Origin of the sequence: Rathayibacter sp. PhB186, assembly GCF_003751825.1 — a bacterium.
In the GTDB taxonomy this organism is placed as follows: Bacteria; Actinomycetota; Actinomycetes; order Actinomycetales; family Microbacteriaceae; genus Rathayibacter; species Rathayibacter festucae.
Window position 1 is genome coordinate 23,110 of sequence record NZ_RJKO01000010.1, and the last position, 18,181, is coordinate 41,290.

The window sequence follows — 18,181 nt, forward strand, 5'->3', positions numbered from 1 at the left end:
ACGCGTCAGGCGGCCGCAAGGGCGATGGTGGGTCTGCTCCTCGATGGCGACTCTGGACCGTGCTGCAGAAGCGGGGTGACGGGATCGTTCGGCCGGGGCGGGGTGGGGTTGAAGGTCGTCTGGTCACGGAAGATCGCCCAGATGACGTTCATACGGCGCCGGGCGAGAGCGATCAGAGCCTGCTTGTGCGACTTCCCCTCCTGGCGTTTCCGATCGTAGAACGAGCGCGAGACCGGGCAGTTCCTCGACGCGATGAACGCCGCCTGGAAGCAGGCGTTCAACAGCCGCCGGTCATAGCGACGTGGCCGGTGATGGTTGCCGGAGATCTTCCCGGAGTCCCGCGGCACGGGAGCGAGACCCGCGAAGCTGGCCAACCGGTCGGGCGTCTCGAACGCGGCGAGGTCAGTACCGGTCGCGGCAAGGAAATCCGCGGCGAGCCTGCGCCCGAACCCAGGAATCGACACCAGAAGATCCGCGGATCTGCTGTCCTGCAAAGCGGCTTCGATCTCCCCGTCGAGCTCGGCGACCTCGTCGCGGATGCGGAGGAGATCACGCGCGGACCGGCTCACCAGCCGAGCCGCTGCCCCCTCCCCCACGACGACCGATGTCTGCTCGCGCGCGGCTTCCACCGCCGTCTTCGCGACCGCCGCGGATTTCCAGCAGCCCTGTCCCTTCAACCACGCCGCCAGCCGGCTCTCCCCCATGCGCCGGATCGCACCGGGGGTCGCGTACCGGGTGAGCAGCACCAGAGGTCCCCTGGTCGTCGCGTAGTTGAATGCCCCCTCGAGCGACGGAAAGTAGTGGACCAGGATGGCGCGCAGGCGATTCACGGCGCGGGTGCGATCGTGCACCAGGTCTTCTCGTCGCGCCGAGAGCAGGCGCAGTTCCGCCGTGACCTCGTCGGCCTGGCGCATCAGCGTCACGTCTCGCCGGGTCCGCGCTTGGTCGGCGATGATGACCGCGTCCTTCGCGTCTGTTTTGGCTTCGCCGCGGTAGGCGCCCGAGGCGTGATGCACGACGCGGCCTGAGATGTAGAACAGCGGCTGCGCATGCGAGTGCAGGAGCGTCTGCAGCAGCCCTGTCCCGCCGTGGTTGAGGTCCGTTGCCCAGGCGACGTCGGTGCCGCCTGGCAGGGAGGCGACGTCTCCCATCAGGGTCAGGATCGCCGTTTCTCGGTTCTTGAACCGTTGGGAGAGCAGCTTGGTTCCGTTGGCGTCGATGACGACGCAGTGGTGTTCGGTCTTGCCGGCGTCGATACCGGCCCAGAGTTGGGGCACGCAGGGTCCTTCCGTTGAGGGTGCGGTGCGCCGTGAACGACCTTGCCGGCATGTCCTTACGGGGCGATCTGGTCGCGTTTCTCAATGAGCGGTCCTGCCGTTGCGGGGTCCCGGGCGGCTAATCACGGCGTGCCATCAGTCGGCTGAAGGCGGTCAGCCATACCCGGGACCCCTGGCGCGTTCCGGAGCCTACAACTGCCCCGGATCCACGGAAATAACGGTAAGGAAGGCGGTTCTCCGCCTGAGCAACCGGAGGGCGCAGTGCAACCCGCAGGGCGGCGGTGGAGAAAGTTTCGGCGCGATGTGAGGGAGCGCAGCGACCGCGTGCCGAAAGTCTCGGAGGAGCCGGTGGCGCAGCCACTTGAACGGAGCCCGTAGGTAGCTACGACCGCAGCGAAGCGGAGGGAGCCGCCGAAGGCTTCACGGCAAAAAAGGGTGTGAGCCCGTAGGGCGACCAACGGCGGCCGGCGCAGCCGGGCGACCTTTAGGCGGTGCTCCGTCGCCGCTGCACGAGCGCAGCTCGCGCCTCCCGGAACGGGATCCCCGGGGAGCGTGAGGGGCCCGCCCCTCACGGGCCGGCCCGCAGGCCGGCCCTCGCTCGATCAGCTCGCGGCGGCCGTCTCGGTGGCGGCGGTACGGGCTGCCTCGACCTCGGCGGCGGTGTGGTGTCCCTGCACGTCGGCGTAGGCGACTTTGTAGGGGCGGGTTCCGTCGTTCCAGTCGAGCGCGACGGTCACGCTCTTGGGGTTCACGCGGGTCACGACGTGCCAGCCGAAGCGGTGCTTGATCATGTCGCCCTTGGCGATCGTGTCGCGGCTGTGGATCGTGACCTGTCCGGCGGCGGCCTGCGCCTCGCGAACGGCGGTCCAGTAGTCGCGCTGGTCTTCGAGCTGCGCGCGCTGGGTGAGCAGCCGCTCCCGGTAGGCGCCGGTGGCAGGGGCGGTCGTCTCGATGTAGCCGCCGCCGAAGTTGTGCGAGCTGCCCTCTATCTTCCGCGTGCAGCCGCGAATGTCGGTATCGAGCCGGTCGATCCGGCGGGCAACCATTCCCGGCGCGTAGCGGGATTCGGTGGTCCCGGCGGCGACGTCGGCGCGGGCGCGGGCGCGGGTGGCCTCGCGGTCGGCCTCGACGCTACGGCCCATTGCGTTGTGGGCCTTCTCGATCGCGTTGCGGTGCCGCGTCTCGGAATGGTGGCCGATCTTGATCGGCTCGCCACCCTCCGGGAGCCGATCGAACGCGCGGCGCGCGACCTCGTCGGCGGTGTCGGCGTCCGCGGCTCGGCGGTCGGCCGTCGCGTCGAGCGCGTCGACCCGGGCGGCCTGGCGTTCGATGGTCGCCGCCTCCGCCTCGATGGTCGGGCGGAACGTCTCGTCGGCTTCGATGGTGACCTCGTGTCCGGCGTCGCGCATGGCGGTCGCGGCGCGGTTGATGGTCCACCACTTCGGCAGGCGGTCGCGGGACTGCGGGACATACCAGGCGCCGATGGAGCGGCCCCAGCGCCAGCCGGACGCCTTCAGGATCTCGGCGGTGCCGTCCCCGCGGCTGGTGCCCTCGATGACCGTTCCGGCTTCGGGGGTGTGGGTGATGGTGAGCATGTCGGTTCTCCTTCTCGGTTCGGGGGGTCAGTCGTTGTCGCGGTAGTCGGCGGGCGTCTCGCTGCGGTCGTGCAGCGCGTAGGCAGCCGGGTACAGGTCGAGCGCTCGCGCGACGTCGACCGGAACGACGACGTAGGCGCCGGAGGCCATGTAGCCGACGCGATCCGCGGGCAGGGCCTCCACGGGCTCGAAGTGCTGCAACGTCACCCCGGGAAGCCCCGCGCGGCCCTCGCGGGTGACCAGGTGCACGGCCGGGGTCTGCTCGGTCACCGGGTCGCGACCACCGGCGCCGACGATGACGACCTGACGGGCGGTCCGGCTGATGCCCTCCACCCCGGGTCCGTGGTGCTCGCTCGTGATGACCTCGGTACGGGTGCCGCGCTGCTGGCTCATGGTGTGTCTCCCTCTGGCTGATCGTTTTTCTTTGCCTCTCCGGCGGGGAAGACCGTTTGAGTGGAGGCGGCGGAGTGACGCCGATCACGAGCGATGTGAGGGAGCGCAGCGACCGCGTTCAGGATCGGTGGCACGCAGGCGGTGGAGCGAAATAGGTTGAAACCGCGGAGAGGTGAAGAAAACGCGCAAGAACGGGCCGCGCAGCGGCCTTCGTCCCCCGGCTTCGCCGGTGCCGCGTCTCGCGGCCCCCGGAACGGGTAGAGGAGGGCGCGAGCTGGTGACGTGCGCCGCCGGCGGTGGGTCTAGCGGCTTCGGTCGCCGCGGTCCGGCGCCTGCGCCGGCGTCGTGGGGAAGCTGCGGGTGACGGTCGCTCGTGCTTGCGCGAGGGCCGTGACGATCAGGGGTTCTCCGAACGCGGTGCGCGACTTGTCGACGTCGAGCGTGCGCGGCTGTCCTTCGGCGGGCGTGCTGTAGCGCCGGTAGCGCATGACCGTCGGGCCGGTGTGGGCCAGCTGCTCGGCGGCGACCTCGGGGAGGGAACGGCCGACCGGGCCGGCGTAGACGCCGCGGGCGTACTCGCTGGGCACCCATCGGCCGCCGAGCTCGTCGGCGCCGTCGAGGGCGCGTTCGTAGGACTGCTGCCAGCGGCCCGCGATTCGCGATTCCGACAGCTCGAACGGGACCTCCACGTCGATGACCTCGACGCCGTAGCCGACGGATCCGAGTCGCTGCCCCAGCTCGACGGCTTTCTCGGGTGAGGAGAGCACGGTGTCGATCACGAGGTTCAGCCCGTCCCGCACCGCTTCGTTGCGGAGGCGGATCGCGAGCTGGGAGGACTCCTCGTGAACGAGGGAGGCCAGCTCGAGCGGGAAGAACCGCTCCCCCGCCGCCTCGGCGGCGCGGACCTCGGGCGGCATGATCGCGCGGTCGTAGCTGCCGTCCTTGATCGCCTCGGTGAGCAGGGCGCGCTTGAACTCGTCCGCGTCGACGGTGATCCAAGCGCCGCGGTCGGCGCCGAGTACGTCCGCGAGGACGGTCGACTTCCCGGCCCCGGGCGGGCCGGCGAGGATGATCGCCTTCCGCTCTGCACGGACGTCGGGGAACTCGTCGCGGTAGGAGGCGACCAGGCGGTCGTGCAGCTGCCGGCGCGCAGCTCGCGGCCGGTCCACGCCGTCAGGGCCGCGGACGAACCAGTCTCGGTTGTTGACCGTCGCCCGCTCGCTGGCAGGGCTCAGCGGGCCGCCCGCCCGAGCCCACTCGCGCACCGTCTCGCGGTGCGCGGCGATCGCTGACGAGTCCTCGCCCGTCACCGACCTTGCTCGCTGTAGCGGGTCAGGATCTCGTCGTACATGTCCGCGTCGATCAGGTGCTCGCTCAAGGCGCGCTCGACGTCCTCGAACTCCCCCGCGTCCGCGGTCGTCCAGTCGAAGCCGTCGCTGGGCGATCCGGGCCGGTAGGACCAGCGGCCGAGCTCGTCGATGGTCTGCTCGCGCGTCAGCTCGCCGGCGTCGTAACGCTGGGCGATTTCGTAGGTGGTGGCGCCGGAGAAGCCGGGGCGCACGTCCGGCACGGCGGCCGCGGACTTCAAGGCACTGTTCACGGAGGGCTGAGAGATACCGATCAGACGCGCGAGCTGCCTCTGCGTGGTGTCCTGCGCGGCCCGGCGCAGCTCCCGGAGGTACGACACTCTCGTCACGACCTGACGGCTGCGTAGCCGGCGAACGGTGTCCCCATCGGGCCTCTGAGCGATCGCCATGGCAACCACCTCCTATAGATCATTCTATCGAAGGACCGTCACGGTCAGTGAAAATACCCGAGCGGAGGGCACGCTCAAGGAAGGCGGCCCTGGAGGTCTCTCCCCAAGTCTGTTACTTACAGACCAACAGACTTCCGAATCTCGGCCTCCGACCCGCCCGCGATCTGTTCACTTCTCTCGAGAAGAAGATCGATCGCCACTCGGATGAGGGTGTTCTCCGTGATTCGCTCGGTCCCGGCGGGCCTGGTTCGCGTGAGTCGACGCGCGTGCGCAGTCAGCGCGGTGTACTGATCGTCTCGGATCTTCGCTTCTTTCCTGGCGAAGGACCGGTAGCCGGCTCCCTCAGCCGGATCCTGTCGAGTTGCAGAGGCGTCGTCTTCCACTCCCGGCGACTTCGACGGCTGAAGAGGCTTCACCACCTCTGGGGATGCTTCGGGAGGAGTGAGAGACAGATCCGCCTGAGACGGCGTAGACAGCATTGCGCTGAGGTCCTGACGGGCCATTAGGAGCTCCTCGTGGTCGAGTGCGCCCAGATGGAGGTGAGCTCCAGGGCGACTGCGTTGTAGTCGTAGATCGCATTGGCGGTTTGCCTGGTGTCGGGGTACTGCGTCACAACGTCTCCGGTGAGCGGCGAATCGCTGATCGATTTGTACTGTCGGATGTGCTGCTTGAAGCGAGGGAGCTTGAGGCTTACATCTACGAGATTGACCCAGTCTTCGAGGAGGTTCGGTACACGCATGTCCACCTTGCCGAGCAGGACTCGGTACGGAACATCTCGCGGCTCGATGAGCTTGCTGATCGTGTTGCGCGTCGGATCGACAGCAAGCGCTTCTGGAACCATCGGCACGATCGCGAAGTCGGAGACATCGAGAACGGCACCGAGGATCGCCGTATCAGTCAGGTTCCCTGGTGTATCTACGAAGACCACGTCGTACGGCAGCTCCCGCAGGCGTGTGAGCGTGTTGGGGTCGGTATTCTCCGCGAAGTCGAAGGGCAGCCGCTCCCCCGCCCGAGCCGCCCACATGGTGGTCGACTGTTGGGGGTCGACGTCGACCACGAGCACTCGCGCGTTCTTGGCGGCGACGGCCGCAAGGTTCATCAGACTCGTCGTCTTCCCGACCCCGCCCTTCTGATTTGCCAGGGACACGATGCGCATGGATGCTCCTCTCAATTCCGTAGTTACAGACTACCGAAGTTCGGCTCCAGATCCCAAACTTCGAAAGTCTGTAACTTACGAAGTACGTGGTCGACCGCTACCCTCGACGATCCGAGTTGCACCTGGCCGCCCTCCGAGCAGCGCTGGGCCATCGACGGATGCTTGCGACGCAGGTCTCTTCTAACGCTTGAGCTCGGTTCGTTCCACTAGGTCCAGGCGGCACGCGGAACTTCCCCGCTGCCGCTACCGGCAACTTCGGTCGTCAGCTAACCCTGTAATATACAGAATTACAGAGTCTGTAACTCTGGAGATGGTTCCTCCTCCGTCTCCCTGACACACTGAGCTCCCGTCTTACGAAGTGACTTACAGAGTTCGTGATTCTGAAACTTACAGACGACGGCATAGCAGCGTGAGAACAAAGTTACAGACTTTGGATTTCTGGATCTTCCGAAGTTCGGAACTCACTCCGCAACGTGGTTCGCGTCTCCGTACGCCTGCAGCTGCGGTCAGTGCGCGAACGCCGTCGCCAGTTCGCCCCAAGAGGTTGTGGAGCGTCGGGAGAGCGCGCCGCGCTTCATCGTCCGGACGGGTCCCTTGGGGATCCCGGCGAGTCCGAGGCCGACAGCGGAGCGGCCGTGGCGCTTGGTCACGGCATCGATGGTCGCGCCGAGGCCCTTGGTGTCGAGGGCGGTGTCGAAGACGTCGAGGAAGGCGTGGGAGTTCTTGGGGGAGAGATTGGTGAGAATGACGCTTGCGCTGTTCAGAGCGCACGGTGGAGGTGGTGGAGGCAGACGGTGACGACGCCCCAGATCTGGAGGTCGCTGAGCTCGGGGACGAGGATCGGCGGGTACTCGGAGTTCTCGGCGCGCAGGATGACGCCGCCGGGGGAGAGTTCGAGGCGTTTGACGGTGAGTTCGCCGTCGAGGATCGCGACGACGACGTTGCCGTGCTTGGGGGAGAGGGAGCGATCGACCACCAGTTCGTCGCCGTCGCTGATGCCGGCGCCGATCATGCTCTCCCCGGAGACGCGGACGATGAAGGTCGACGTCTTGTCGCGGATGAGGTGGTCGTTGAGGTCGAGGGAGCCGTCGAAGTAGTCCTGCGCGGGGGAGGGGAACCCAGCGGCTACCGCGTCGCCGGCGACGAGGAACGCGATCGCCACGGCGTCCAGCGCCGGAGTCGAGATCCGCTCCACGATCGTCACAGTCATCCCGATACCTCCTGACGCGTTCGAACGTATGTTCTATGAAGGTCGAGTGTAGGTCGGAGGGTCCGACAGCGCTCGTGTGCGCCAGTCGTTCGGCCGGTCAGCCGAGCCATCTCGGGCGCGTCGAGCTCATCGGGGATCCGCGCCGACCTCGAGAGTCAGCGTCGGCGCTAGGCAGCGGTGGAGGACCACCAGAGCGATCCGGGGGCGAGCATGCCGGTGCGTCCCCAGTGCAGCGCTTCTCGGTGATCGCCGCGGCCGGCGGCGTCGCGGGGGTAGAGCGGCCAGACGCGCTCACCGGGAGTGGTGTCCTCGAACAGGGGTCGGCTCGTGACGTGTCGGCGTCGAGGGCGTTGCCTGGGGGAGGAGGAGCGGTGGGTCAGCTCGGCTTGCCACCAGGCCCACACCTCGCGCTCGACGTCGTAGCGGTGGGCTCGATCTGCAAGGGCTCCGTAGACACCGAGGGTGCGAGCTGCGGCAGTGCGGAGGTCGCGCTTGGCGCGGGTCCACCCGGTCGTGTGCTTGATGATCAGCCGGTGTGTGCGCAGGCGGGAAAGTGCGGTGGCGGCGGTGCGGGTGGTGACTCCGAGCAGCGTGGCGGCGGCGTCGAGGGCGAGGGTCCCTTCGCGGCGCAACAGCGCGTAGGTCTTCCCTGCCAGGTGTCCCAGGCCGGCGCGGGTGAAGAGGTCGTGCCGGGTGTCGGTGAGGTCGGCTTCGAGCATGGTGAGGAGCATGGTTCGTTCGGTGAAGAGCGGCCCGGGGGGGCGGGGGTTATTAGTGGTTGTGACCGGACCTTGCAGTGAACCTGTGGAAAAGTGCTCGGACAGTCGCCATTCGCTGGCGTTCGAGCCGTCCGCGCGGACGACGAGCTGCACGTAGCCGTCCTCACGCAGCGTCCGCAGGGCGCTGGCCGCGGTCGTTCGGCCCAGGCCCGCGAGGAGGGCGAGGTCGCGGATGGACGCGGCGACGGTGCGCTTGCCGGTGTGCAGGGTGAGGTAGGCCAGAGCGGTGAGGATCGTCTTCTCCGACGTCGCCCGCTCACTGCAACCCCACCGGCCCGGGCTGACCCGGAACCGCTCGAGGAGGGCGCTGACGGAGCCGACAAGGCTCTCCAGCTCCACCAGGTCACCGGGCTCGCGCGCGGACGGGAGAACCGCGTGCAACGCCGCGTACTGAAGCGCCTTCTCCCACTGCCGTGTCAGGCGCTCGGCCGCTTCGTCGCGCGAGCGCGGGCGGCGGTGACCGCGACCGGTGTTCTTGGTCCGGTAGTGCTCCATCCCGGGAGCGGTCCGGGCGGCGTGCTCGACGTCGGTCAGGGACCAGCCGGCGTGAGCCGCGGAGAGCAGACACATGAACGCCGTCCACGACGGATTCGCGCCGCCACCCGCCGTCGCCATGTGCCCGGCGCCGGCAGCGCTGAGCTGGCGGTGCGCCCGATGCGCAGTCGTCGCGGCGACCGGGGGAGCGGCGTCGACAGACCGGGGCGGGCGGGACGCTTGCAGCGCAGTAGTCACGGACTCGACCGCGGCCACGGTGACGGTCGCATCCAGCAGCTCCTCCACGCGACCGCGCAGAACGCTCGAGAAACTGCCGTCGCGGTGCGGGGACAGCGGCGGTCGAGCGGCGCCGGTGCGGGGATTGCAGAGCATCCCGTGATCCAGCGTGCGGAAGTTCGCGCGAGCGGCGATCGCCAGCCGAGCCACCAACTCGGCCGGAGCACCCTCGGCGAGTGCGATCCACAGGTGCCGGCCGCCAGTCCCGGAGGACTGGCACACCAGGTGGGCCACCTGGTGTGCGTCCAGAACGGCGGAGAGAGCGTCACAGTCGTCCGCAGCCTGCTCCATGAGGTCCGCGTCGACGCCGTGGGAGTCCTTGCCGTCGAAGTCGAAGCACAGCAGCCGGAACAAGCCGGCGTGATCTGCGAGGTAGATCGCCCAGGGTGCGGTTGGCGCGACAGGGGAGACGAGGAACCCGGCTGGGTAGGAGTTCTCAGGCAGGCGCCCGTAGGCGTCTCGGCGCATCGTCCGCACGTGGTCACGCGGGCTCAGCCGACGCGACAATGACCATGCCTCGCCCGCCATCGTCGGCGTGATTTGGCGCGCCGGGCCTGTTGGTGCAGATTCGGCAAAATTGGGTACTATGAGGTCACCTCCTCCTCGCGGGGGTGGGTACAACAGAGGGCCGGCTGGTAACCGGATCGCTGTTGGAACTAGCTCGAACCTCTGGGCCTGGCAGCTGTGAGGGTTTGAGCTACGGAACTTGATGGGCCCGCCTAACGGCGGGCCCTTTTCGTTTAAGCGACTTGGGCGATCGGCCACTCCTGCTGCTCGTAGTCGTGATCCGGGGCGATCTCAACCGGGGCAAGTTCAGGCGCGCCAAGGGCATGGCACAGGTACGCCGCGGCAAGATCCCCGTACGGAATCCCCCTGCGGTCAGCTTCTGCCCGGATACGTGCACCGACAGTCATCGGTGGACGCACCTTCATCGTGTCGCGATCGCCCTTCGACGGTCGTCCGATCTTCGCGCTTGCCATGGACCCATTAACACCGAAGTTCCGGGAACCGAAAGGATTGACGAGGGCGTGTCGCATCAAGACTCCCCTCCCGGCTCGCTCACGCGACCTCGTTCGGCGCGCAGGGACGATTCTAGCCATGCCTAGCCTCGGGGATCTAGCGAAACAGCTGACGCACGGATGCCACGCCCACGACCACCGAGGAGCCCGTGTGAGAGCGCAGGTTGGGCGGTCGCTCCGCCCCAATTTGGCTCAGTGCCTCATGGTGGTGGCCTCAGCCGGCGCGGTGAGCGGCCCAACACACAGCTATCCGCGCGAAAGAAGCGCCACGGCTCGGCGTAACAAGCCGTGGCGGAACGCGCGCGCAAGGCTCGTCTCGCCGTTGCAGAACCGGAAAAAGTAGTTGGCTCCGAGTCTCGAGTGAGCGGTGACGAGGTGGACGAGCGCGGAGCGCTTCTCGAAGAAACGGAGAAGCGACGATCCTGCACTGATCTCCGGTTCGAGCTCTCGGGTGATCTGCACGGAGTAGTCGGCCAGGGCAGCACCGTCGCCGGCCGCTGCGGCCGCGGCCGCTGTGCCGGCCCAGGTCCCGGAGCGCAGAGCAAAGCTGATGCCTTCCCGAGTCCACGGCTCGAGGAGACCTGCCGTCTCTCCGGCCACGAGGACGTGACCACGGTAGGACGGCGTTCCCACCTTGCGCCATTGAGTCAGGTGCCCGCTCTCGTGCAGCGGGGGAGTGGTCGCCATGCCGAGCCGAGAGAGCCACTGGTTGAGGTACTCGCGGGTGTGCGGAGCAGTGCCTTTGGCCTCGATGACGCCGACCGTGAGGGAGTCCTTTTTGGGGAACACCCAGGCATAGGTGCCCGGGCGAGGACCCCAGTCGAGCAGAGCGGTGTTGCGCCAGTGCTCGCCCTTGGGCATCGGGATTTCAGCTTCAAGGCCGAGGTCGGCCTGTTCAATCTCGACCCCCACGTATCGGCCGATTCGACCGCCGGAGCCGTCTGCGCCGACAACTATGTTGGCCGTGAAAGTGCCCTTGTCCGATGTGAGCGTGACGAGGCTGTCCGCCTCGCTGATCGAGCGGACATTGACACCATCACGGAACTCGGCGCCGGCCGCAATGGCGGCATCGACGTTCTGCTGGTCGAACGTCTCCCGCTGGACCATCACGAGCGCGGCGTCCGGGCCAGAACGTCGAGTGATGCGGCCCATGTGTCGTGAGAACCCGACTGCGCCGATGCGGCGGTCGAAGTCGTAGGAGACACCCGGCGCGAGGTAGTTGCGGGAGACCCCGATGAGACCGCCTCCGCATGTCTTGTAGCGAGGAAAGCGGGCCTTGTCGAGGAGGAGCACCCGTGCTCCATGATCGGCGGCGACGCGTGCTGCGCTGGCGCCTGCCGGCCCTGCACCGACGACGACGACGTCCCAGTGATTGTCGGCGGTCTCGTGTGTCATGGGGCAGAAGTCTATGGCGGCGAGCTTCCAGGCTTCGGTCAACTCCACCGTTGACCTAGGCATGGCTATAAAGTTGCAGCTTGCTCGTTACCGAGACGTGATGAGCGACGAACCAAGCGGGGAGTGTCAGATGAACCACCGGCAGCGCAGAGCAGAGGTCCAGCAGCTCGTCAGGGATCGTGGCATCCCGGAGGCAGTGAGCTTCGAGGAGCTGGTGAAGCACGTCGAGCGGTACCGAGGGACAAAGATCCGTTTCAAGCAGGACCCTCGCCTCAACGGCGAGCGAGTGTGTGGCGCGTGGACCGGCGATCCGACAACTCGCATCGACACAGTGCATGTTCCGGCTGACGCGAAGACCGAAGTGCAGCTCTTCATCGCTGGTCACGAACTCGGTCACATGCTGGCTGAGACGCCTGGCGCCGAAACTAGGCTCGGTGACGATCCGCGTGTGCAGGAGTTCCTCGCATCTGTGCTCAACCCGGGCAGAGTGGTCCCCTATGCATTCCACGGCATCGACGACCTCACGAACGAGCGCGAAGCGCGGGCTGAGGCGATCGGGGATCTGCTGGTGCTGCGCATCCTTCGTGGGCGTCGACGGCACGCGAATCGCGACTTCAAGTTCGAGCAAGTCTTCGCCGGATGAGCGTTGTCGACGCCGCAACGAGCGTTGCGACGTGGCTTGGCCGGATGAGCTTTATCGACGCCGCGACGATCGCGGTCACCTGGGTGGCCGCTGCTTCGACCCTTCGGAAGAAGATGCGCGAGAAGCGCTCCATGCTGCCGTCGGGCGTCGTGCTGTGGACCATCGCCTGCACCTTGCAGGTCGACGTTGTCTACGACTCTGTTGACACCTGGCTCGGCGGATCGAACATTACGAACCTGATCTACCGAGCACTCGTCATCATGGCTCTGGGGTGCCTCGAGGTGATGGTGATCCGAGCGACGCGAGGACGCGGAACCCCTTGGGAAGCGCTCGTCGCAGCAGTGGTCGTGGCGATGGTCGCCCTACAGAGCCTTCTCTTCGTTCTCAGCTCTTGGCCGATCACCGACACTTACCTGTCTGCGTACGGCGGGGAGATCGGCCGCGAGCTGTTCTGGAACGTGATGCCTATCTGCATCGGTGCTTTCTCCGTCCACGTGATCCTCACCGTGGGAGCCGAGTGGCGGGCGCATTCGATCCGGGCGACACGCTGGGGGCTGGCGCTGATCGGCGTCGCAGCGGCCCTCGACCTGCTGTGGCTCGCGGAGAACCTGGCAACAAGCGCGTACCGCGTAGTGGGGGATCCGGGGTTCTTCCTCGGCCCGAACGGCGATGTTGTCGGCGCATGGCTCGTCGGTACGATGATCGCCTGTACAGGGTTAGGAGTGGCCGTCGCATCCGCGGAGACCCTCGTAGATCACCTGTGGATGCGTCTACTACTGGTTCGGGCCACTCCGGTCTGGCGCCGGGCCATCAAGTCGGCACCCGAGCTGACAATGACGGGTAGTGCGGGACTGGCGAGCTCGATCTTCACCCTGGAAGTCGAGCACGTCCTCTATCGAAGGTGGAAAGAGATGCTCGACTGCGAAAGAGCGGGAAAATTCGTTCCGACGAGCGCGGAGCGCGAACTCATAAACGAGATTGCGCGGACGCTCGGTGGCACCACCGAACGGACTCCGCAGCGCGAGCACGCTGGCATCAGCGGGCTTCTGAGCGTAGGGCGAGCGTGATGAGCGACACCGACTGGTACTCGCCAGAGCAGCGGCACGAGAGAGCAGAGCTCGCTCGTAAGCTGAATCTGCTCATGGACGTCATCGTTGCGGACGACGGCAAGCCGACGAGCTATCGCGCTCTCGCCACGTTCCTAGAGGCACGCGGCATCAAGCTGAGCCGCGCGCGCTGGACGTACATGACGAGCGGCAACCGCTACGTCGTCAACGACACGAAGCTACTGAGCGGCATCGCGGAGTTCTTCGAGGTCGACCCGAGCTACCTGATCGGGTCGGACAACGACGAGATCCCGGCGAAGGTGGAGGCTGCGTTGCAGTTCGTGCGCGCGGAACGTCTCGGTGCCGTGCGTCTGTTCGCTGCGCGCAAGCTCGGTGAGGTGTCCCCGGAGACGTTGGCGAAACTGACAGCGATTCTGGACGAGGCAGCTCAGGGAACCGAACGGGCACCCTCCGTCGATTAACTTCAAAAGTGTTTGCTAGGCATGCCTAGAAGGCGCCCTAGGCATGGCTAGGAGCTGTTAAGCTCACTCCCGTAGGCCGACAGCAGGGGACCCTCCCGCGCCGCGCCCACAGCGATGGGAGCGGCAGCCGATGGTCCGACTGAGCCTGAATTCGCGTGCGACGGCGGGGGCCGTCCTCGGGCTCGTCTCGGTACTGGCGCTGTCGGGCTGCACCATCGCACCTACCCCCGTCGACGCGGCTGACCCGAACGCGCCCGCGTCGACGGGGACGACCCCAACCTTGTCAGCGGTGAACGCTCCGACGTCGACACCGGAGACGCCGATAGGCGGCGATCACGACGAGTCGGCGCCCCACGATCACGACGTTCCCACTGACCACTCCGCAGAAGCGGACACGACGGCACTCGCGACGCGAGCGACGTCGCTGTACTGCCGGCCTGGACTCGACTACGACACCTGGATCAACGAGCTGTATCCGGTGCTCTCGCAGCAGGCGGCCGTTGCCTACGAAACGGTCGACCCGGCGAACGTGCCCTGCACGAGCCTCACGGGCGCTGCAACAGTTCGAGACGGTGACGGTGCGTTCACGATGCGCATTCTCGTTCCTACCGACGCGGGGGAGTACTCCGTGTACGTCCACCGCCCCACGGAGAGCACTCCCTGGGCCGTCGAGCAGATCACCCCCTTGGGCTCGGACTAATCCGGTGGCGAAGGGGGGAATGGGAGTTCTTGCAGCGGTCCTGGCACCGCTTCTCGCGATCGCGCTACTGCTGTGGCTGCTGTTCTTCGGCGCTGCTGAGGACGCTGCAGCAGCCTGCCTGCCCGGAGGAGGGCCGGTGAACGTGTCCGCCATCCCTGCGAATGCGCGGGTCGGCGCCTACGGTCACGACCAGCTCGTGAACGCTGCACTGATCGTGAACGCGGGAGCGGCGAAGGGGCTCGGCGCGGACGGGCAGACGCTCGGCGTGCAAACGGCGATCGGGGAGTCCTCCCTGGTGAACATCAGCTACGGAGACGGTGCGATCAACCCGGACGGGTCGGTCGCTGACTCGATCGGCCTGTTCCAGCAGCAGTCGAGCTGGGGCACCGTCGAGCAGCGCATGGACCCGACGACCTCGGCGGGCTTCTTCTACGACCGCCTCGCGGCCATCGAGGGCTGGCAGTCGATGGAGCCCTCCATCGCGATCAACAAGGTGCAGCGCAACGCCGACCCGAACCACTACACGAAGTACCGCGCCGACGCCGTGGCGATCATGACCTACCTGGGCAGCCTCGGCAGCAGCACCACCGCCCCCACGACGGCCACCGCACCGGTTAGCGTCCCATCGACACTGACCAGCACCACGCCAACGACGGCGGCGCCGATCGGTGGATGCGTCGCCGTGTCCGGCGACGCGCAGGCCCTCGCAGCCGCACTCGTCACGGCGATGGAGGAGGGCCGGCTGCGCCTGCTCGATGACCGCTACGCGCAGCAGATCCGCGACATGGCCGCCGGAACCGCCAAGGAGAACTGCGGCATCGACGTCCGCATCCTCCAGATCATCACGATCGCGCTGAACACGTTCGGGAAGGTCGGCGTTTCCGACCTCAACCGACAGTGCACCGGCTCACTGCTGGGCGCCGGCACCGGCTCTTCTCACTGGATGAACGGTGGCGGGAACGCGGTCGACTTCTTCTCCTTCGACGGCACGGCCACTACCGGCTGCGACGCGAACGCCCTGCAACTGCTGACGGTCCTGGACCCGCAGGTGCCTCAGGGCTCTCGCGCCGGCCAGATCCAATGCCGCTCGACCACGTATCAGCACATCACTCAGTTCGGTGACACCCCGAACCATCTGCACTTCGACGTCGCCTACGCCGACGGCCCCCTCACCACCGGATAACCGGACCCTTTCGACGTCGCGACCGCGGCGCCGATCACCCCGCACCACTCACCACGAAACGGAGCACACACCATGTCTTTCCTCATCTCGGCTACTGCCGACATCCTCACCACCGCAGGTGCGCTCGGCGCCGTCGTCCCCGACCCGGGCCCCGGGGGCATGCCCCCCGGATTCGAGGCCTTCACCACCGTCATGGGCTGGGCCAAGTGGGTCGGCCTCGGCGTCGCCGTCGTCGGCCTGATCATCCTCGGCGTCACCATGACCGTCTCCGCCCGCCGCGGCGAAGGCGGAGAGATCGGCGGCTGGCTCGGCCGACTGCTCGTCGGCGTGATCATCGTGTCCGCCGCGTTCACCATCGTCGGCTTCCTGATGGGCGCCTAGCGTCCCCGGGAAACCGACATCACCAACAGGAAGGCAAGGGACGTCATGAACGACTCCGAACCGCGTAACCCGTTCACCACGAAGGGCTTCATCATCGGAGCGAGCGTCGTCGCAGCACTCGCCCTCGCAGGCATCGTGCTCGGCGTGACGTCCCTGGGAGCCGGGGGAGGCGACACCACCGCCGCCACCCCCGGCACTCCTACCCCTTCCTCCACCGTCTCCGCCGATGCCGAGAGCGTGTGCGGGCTTTCCGGCTACGAGGAGAGCGGCGCCCTCACCGCACCGCCGACGACCGGGTGGACCATCGTCGGCACCATGGCCGCTCCTAGCTCCGCTGAGGCCGGCCCTGGGGAAACGGACAGTGACGGAGTGCGCACGTGCTATTCGCACACCGTCGAAGGTGCTCTCTTCGCTGTCTCGAACCTGTGGGCCATGGGATCGGACGCTCGGCTCGCACCGCTCGCAGTGGAACAGCTCACGGCACCGGGACCTGGACGCGATGCCGCTATCGCCGCCGATACGCAGCAGAGCAATACCGGCACGAGCGTGCAGATTGCGGGCTTCAAGGTGCTGTCGTACGACGGAGAGAACGCGACGATCGACACCGCGTTCGAGCTGAACACAGGCTCGCTGATCAGCTTCCCGTCCGCGGTGAAGTGGATCGACGGCGACTGGAAACTCGTCGTCACCGACGAGGGACAGCCGCCCTTCCGCCCCACCACGTTGCAGAACCTCGGCGGCTACATCGTCTGGGCGGGTGTCCAATGATCGCGACCGCCACAACCGGCGGTGGAGAGGCGTGCCTCCCCATCGACGTCCCCTGCTGGACCGGTGTCGCGGTCGGCAACGTCGTCTCGAAGGCATCGAACGATGCGCTGCAGCAGTTCGTCAACAACATCCTCGAGGGCTACGGCAAGGCCATCGCCTCTCTCGGCACCGTCTGGATGAACGTGCCCTCCCCGGTCACGGTCGTGGACCAGGGCGGCGGCGTCAACGGTGGCGGCACACCGCCGCTACCGGAGGCGTTCGAGACGATCCTCGGCTACGTGACGTGGGTCTCCGCGGGCCTGGCCGTGATGTCCCTGATCGTCTCTGGCGTGATGATGGCGAGCCGTCGTCGGCACGGGGACGGCGAAGCTCACATGGGCCGCATCGGCGTCATCCTCCTGGCCGTACTGCTGCTCTCGTCCGCCTCGGCGCTCGTGACCGGGTTCCTGCCTCTGGCGATGCACCTGAACGAGTCCTCCTCGGTGGTCGGCTGGGTGCAGGGGCAGTTGCAGTGGTACACCGGGGGCCTGGCGATCCTCGCGATTCTCGTCGCCGCTGGCCGGATGGTGTGGACGCAGCGCGCGCTGCCGCTGCGCGAGCTCGCGGGATCGGTCCTGACGCTGATCGCCGTGGCCGGCGCAGGGCTCGTCGTCATCCGCCTGGCGACCCAAGCGGGCGATGCGTTCTCGATCTGGATCCTGAACAACTCGACCGACTGCGACGTGTCCCAGCAGGGCGAGAGCAACTGCTTCGGCACCAACATCTTCGCGATGATCAGCCTCACCGCGACCTCCGGAATCGGCCTGATCGGTCTCTTTCTGCTGGGGATGCTCGCGGTGTTCATGACCTACGTGCAGATCGCGCTGATGGTCTTCCGCGGCGCGATGCTCGTCGTCCTGGCCGGCATCTTCCCCCTGGCAGCTTCGTTCACGAACACCGAGATCGGTCGGCAGTGGTTCAAGAAGGCGATGGCCTGGACGATCGCCTTCATCCTCTACAAGCCCGCGGCCGCGATCGTGTACGCGATCGCCTTCCGAATGACCGGCACCGACCTGTTCAAGTCGGACGGCACCGGGCTCTTCCAGATCGTCACGGGCCTCGCGCTGATGCTCATCGCGCTCGTGGCCCTGCCCGCGCTGATGCGCTTCCTCGTCCCGGCTGTCTCCTCGGTCGGCGGCGGAGGAGCGGCGGGCCTACTCCTGGGTGCCGCTGCCGTCTCGGCAGCGGGTGACATCGCGACCGGCGCGATCCGTGCCAGCAACAACGGCGGAGGCGGGAACGGCGGCGGGGGAGGCGGGGGAGGCGATAACTCGTCGACCGACGGACCGACCGGCAGCAGCAGCTCTCCTGGATCACCGGCGTCCTCGACGCCGGGCGCCGATCCGTCCGGTTCCGCAGCCGCCTCGAGCGGCGGCGCCGCGACCAGCGGGGCGGGCGCGGGCGCCGGAGCGGCGAGCAGTGGTGCCGGTGCCGGTGCCGCAGCAGGCGGCGCAACGGCGGCCGCCGGTCCGGTCGGCGCCGGTATCGCGGTCGCGACCAAGGCCGCGGAGGGCGCCAAGAACGCCGCGCAGGCCGTGAAGGCCGGCACCGAAGAGGCCACCGGCAGCAACGAGAACGGGAGCTAACC

20 protein-coding genes are annotated in these 18,181 nt (G+C 67.3%); 8 read left to right on the forward strand and 12 right to left on the reverse strand.

All coding sequences use genetic code 11. The annotated features are described in order from the left end of the window. Positions 1-5: 5 nt before the first annotated feature. The 12 genes from EDF45_RS18800 to EDF45_RS18850 all read right to left on the reverse strand — a co-directional run bounded on the left by EDF45_RS18800 (position 6) and on the right by EDF45_RS18850 (position 11,351). The gene (locus EDF45_RS18800; protein ID WP_235577278.1) at positions 6-1,277 is read right to left on the reverse strand and encodes an IS110 family transposase; all 1,272 of its coding nucleotides are present in this window, start codon (positions 1,275-1,277) and stop codon (positions 6-8) included. Positions 1,278-1,879: 602 nt separating this feature from the next. Then, positions 1,880-2,872, reverse strand: coding sequence for a DUF3560 domain-containing protein (locus EDF45_RS18805; RefSeq protein WP_123737471.1), 993 nt, complete (start codon positions 2,870-2,872; stop codon positions 1,880-1,882). Positions 2,873-2,899: 27 nt separating this feature from the next. Then, entirely contained in the window at positions 2,900-3,265 is a 366-nt protein-coding gene (locus EDF45_RS18810; protein WP_123737470.1) for a hypothetical protein, read from the reverse strand. Between the two features lie 302 nt (positions 3,266-3,567). Beyond that, positions 3,568-4,575, reverse strand: coding sequence for a zeta toxin family protein (locus EDF45_RS18815; RefSeq protein WP_123737469.1), 1,008 nt, complete (start codon positions 4,573-4,575; stop codon positions 3,568-3,570). After that, entirely contained in the window at positions 4,572-5,021 is a 450-nt protein-coding gene (locus tag EDF45_RS18820; protein WP_123737468.1) for a helix-turn-helix domain-containing protein, read from the reverse strand. The genes EDF45_RS18815 and EDF45_RS18820 overlap by 4 nt, the downstream gene beginning before the upstream one ends. Before the next feature lie 116 nt (positions 5,022-5,137). Then, entirely contained in the window at positions 5,138-5,524 is a 387-nt protein-coding gene (locus EDF45_RS21620) for a hypothetical protein (protein ID WP_221181160.1), read from the reverse strand. Then, the gene (locus tag EDF45_RS18830) at positions 5,524-6,177 is read right to left on the reverse strand and encodes a ParA family protein (protein WP_056045660.1); all 654 of its coding nucleotides are present in this window, start codon (positions 6,175-6,177) and stop codon (positions 5,524-5,526) included. Before EDF45_RS18830 ends, EDF45_RS21620 begins: the two co-directional genes overlap by 1 nt. A 506-nt stretch (positions 6,178-6,683) precedes the next feature. After that, entirely contained in the window at positions 6,684-6,986 is a 303-nt protein-coding gene (locus tag EDF45_RS21980) for a DUF4113 domain-containing protein (protein ID WP_123737467.1), read from the reverse strand. Further along, positions 6,938-7,387: a LexA family transcriptional regulator gene (locus EDF45_RS18840; RefSeq protein ID WP_123737466.1), complete on the reverse strand. Its 450-nt coding sequence runs from the start codon at positions 7,385-7,387 to the stop codon at positions 6,938-6,940. The genes EDF45_RS21980 and EDF45_RS18840 overlap by 49 nt, the downstream gene beginning before the upstream one ends. Before the next feature lie 167 nt (positions 7,388-7,554). Then, positions 7,555-9,465: a hypothetical protein gene (locus tag EDF45_RS18845; RefSeq protein WP_148060333.1), complete on the reverse strand. Its 1,911-nt coding sequence runs from the start codon at positions 9,463-9,465 to the stop codon at positions 7,555-7,557. A gap of 212 nt (positions 9,466-9,677) precedes the next feature. Further along, a complete protein-coding gene (locus EDF45_RS21075; protein ID WP_148060332.1) occupies positions 9,678-9,917 on the reverse strand; it encodes a hypothetical protein in 240 nt (79 codons plus the stop codon). A gap of 285 nt (positions 9,918-10,202) precedes the next feature. Continuing rightward, positions 10,203-11,351 carry a geranylgeranyl reductase family protein gene (locus EDF45_RS18850; protein WP_123737464.1) on the reverse strand — a complete coding sequence of 383 codons (1,149 nt, stop codon included), beginning with the start codon at positions 11,349-11,351 and terminating at the stop codon, positions 10,203-10,205. Between the two features lie 130 nt (positions 11,352-11,481). On the opposite strand from EDF45_RS18850, the gene EDF45_RS18855 reads away from it, so the two are divergent. From EDF45_RS18855 to EDF45_RS18890, 8 genes are all read left to right on the forward strand, one after another. Then, positions 11,482-11,994, forward strand: coding sequence for a hypothetical protein (locus EDF45_RS18855; RefSeq protein WP_148070844.1), 513 nt, complete (start codon positions 11,482-11,484; stop codon positions 11,992-11,994). Then, on the forward strand, positions 11,991-13,061 hold the full coding sequence (locus EDF45_RS18860) for a hypothetical protein (RefSeq protein WP_123737462.1): 1,071 nt from the start codon (positions 11,991-11,993) through the stop codon (positions 13,059-13,061). The genes EDF45_RS18855 and EDF45_RS18860 overlap by 4 nt, the downstream gene beginning before the upstream one ends. Further along, positions 13,061-13,522, forward strand: a complete 462-nt coding sequence (locus EDF45_RS18865) for a hypothetical protein (protein ID WP_123737461.1) — start codon at positions 13,061-13,063, stop codon at positions 13,520-13,522. The genes EDF45_RS18860 and EDF45_RS18865 overlap by 1 nt, the downstream gene beginning before the upstream one ends. A gap of 130 nt (positions 13,523-13,652) precedes the next feature. Then, positions 13,653-14,222 (forward strand): hypothetical protein, encoded by a 570-nt coding sequence (locus EDF45_RS18870; protein WP_123737460.1) that lies wholly within the window; start codon positions 13,653-13,655, stop codon positions 14,220-14,222. 136 nt (positions 14,223-14,358) lie between these two features. Then, positions 14,359-15,405 carry a hypothetical protein gene (locus EDF45_RS18875; RefSeq protein WP_123737459.1) on the forward strand — a complete coding sequence of 349 codons (1,047 nt, stop codon included), beginning with the start codon at positions 14,359-14,361 and terminating at the stop codon, positions 15,403-15,405. 72 nt (positions 15,406-15,477) lie between these two features. Continuing rightward, positions 15,478-15,786 (forward strand): hypothetical protein, encoded by a 309-nt coding sequence (locus EDF45_RS18880; RefSeq protein ID WP_123737458.1) that lies wholly within the window; start codon positions 15,478-15,480, stop codon positions 15,784-15,786. Between the two features lie 45 nt (positions 15,787-15,831). Beyond that, positions 15,832-16,554 (forward strand): hypothetical protein, encoded by a 723-nt coding sequence (locus EDF45_RS18885; protein ID WP_123741038.1) that lies wholly within the window; start codon positions 15,832-15,834, stop codon positions 16,552-16,554. Beyond that, complete coding sequence (locus EDF45_RS18890; protein ID WP_123737455.1) at positions 16,551-18,179, forward strand: hypothetical protein; 1,629 nt, start codon at positions 16,551-16,553, stop codon at positions 18,177-18,179. The genes EDF45_RS18885 and EDF45_RS18890 overlap by 4 nt, the downstream gene beginning before the upstream one ends. Positions 18,180-18,181: the final 2 nt, after the last annotated feature.

Bases quoted from the DNA above. Each gene is read 5' to 3' on its own strand.
- EDF45_RS18870 (WP_123737460.1), top strand. From the start codon at position 13,653: ATGGTCCGACTGAGCCTGAATTCGCGTGCGACGGCGGGGGCCGTCCTC.
- EDF45_RS18840 (WP_123737466.1), bottom strand. From the start codon at position 7,387: ATGACTGTGACGATCGTGGAGCGGATCTCGACTCCGGCGCTGGACGCC.
- EDF45_RS18890 (WP_123737455.1), top strand. From the start codon at position 16,551: ATGATCGCGACCGCCACAACCGGCGGTGGAGAGGCGTGCCTCCCCATC.
- EDF45_RS18855 (WP_148070844.1), top strand. From the start codon at position 11,482: ATGAACCACCGGCAGCGCAGAGCAGAGGTCCAGCAGCTCGTCAGGGAT.
- EDF45_RS18865 (WP_123737461.1), top strand. From the start codon at position 13,061: ATGAGCGACACCGACTGGTACTCGCCAGAGCAGCGGCACGAGAGAGCA.
- EDF45_RS21620 (WP_221181160.1), bottom strand. From the start codon at position 5,524: ATGGCCCGTCAGGACCTCAGCGCAATGCTGTCTACGCCGTCTCAGGCG.
- EDF45_RS18830 (WP_056045660.1), bottom strand. From the start codon at position 6,177: ATGCGCATCGTGTCCCTGGCAAATCAGAAGGGCGGGGTCGGGAAGACG.
- EDF45_RS18805 (WP_123737471.1), bottom strand. From the start codon at position 2,872: ATGCTCACCATCACCCACACCCCCGAAGCCGGAACGGTCATCGAGGGC.
- EDF45_RS18880 (WP_123737458.1), top strand. From the start codon at position 15,478: ATGTCTTTCCTCATCTCGGCTACTGCCGACATCCTCACCACCGCAGGT.
- EDF45_RS18850 (WP_123737464.1), bottom strand. From the start codon at position 11,351: ATGACACACGAGACCGCCGACAATCACTGGGACGTCGTCGTCGTCGGT.
- EDF45_RS18810 (WP_123737470.1), bottom strand. From the start codon at position 3,265: ATGAGCCAGCAGCGCGGCACCCGTACCGAGGTCATCACGAGCGAGCAC.
- EDF45_RS21075 (WP_148060332.1), bottom strand. From the start codon at position 9,917: ATGGCAAGCGCGAAGATCGGACGACCGTCGAAGGGCGATCGCGACACG.
- EDF45_RS18860 (WP_123737462.1), top strand. From the start codon at position 11,991: ATGAGCGTTGTCGACGCCGCAACGAGCGTTGCGACGTGGCTTGGCCGG.
- EDF45_RS18845 (WP_148060333.1), bottom strand. From the start codon at position 9,465: ATGGCGGGCGAGGCATGGTCATTGTCGCGTCGGCTGAGCCCGCGTGAC.
- EDF45_RS18820 (WP_123737468.1), bottom strand. From the start codon at position 5,021: ATGGCGATCGCTCAGAGGCCCGATGGGGACACCGTTCGCCGGCTACGC.
- EDF45_RS18885 (WP_123741038.1), top strand. From the start codon at position 15,832: ATGAACGACTCCGAACCGCGTAACCCGTTCACCACGAAGGGCTTCATC.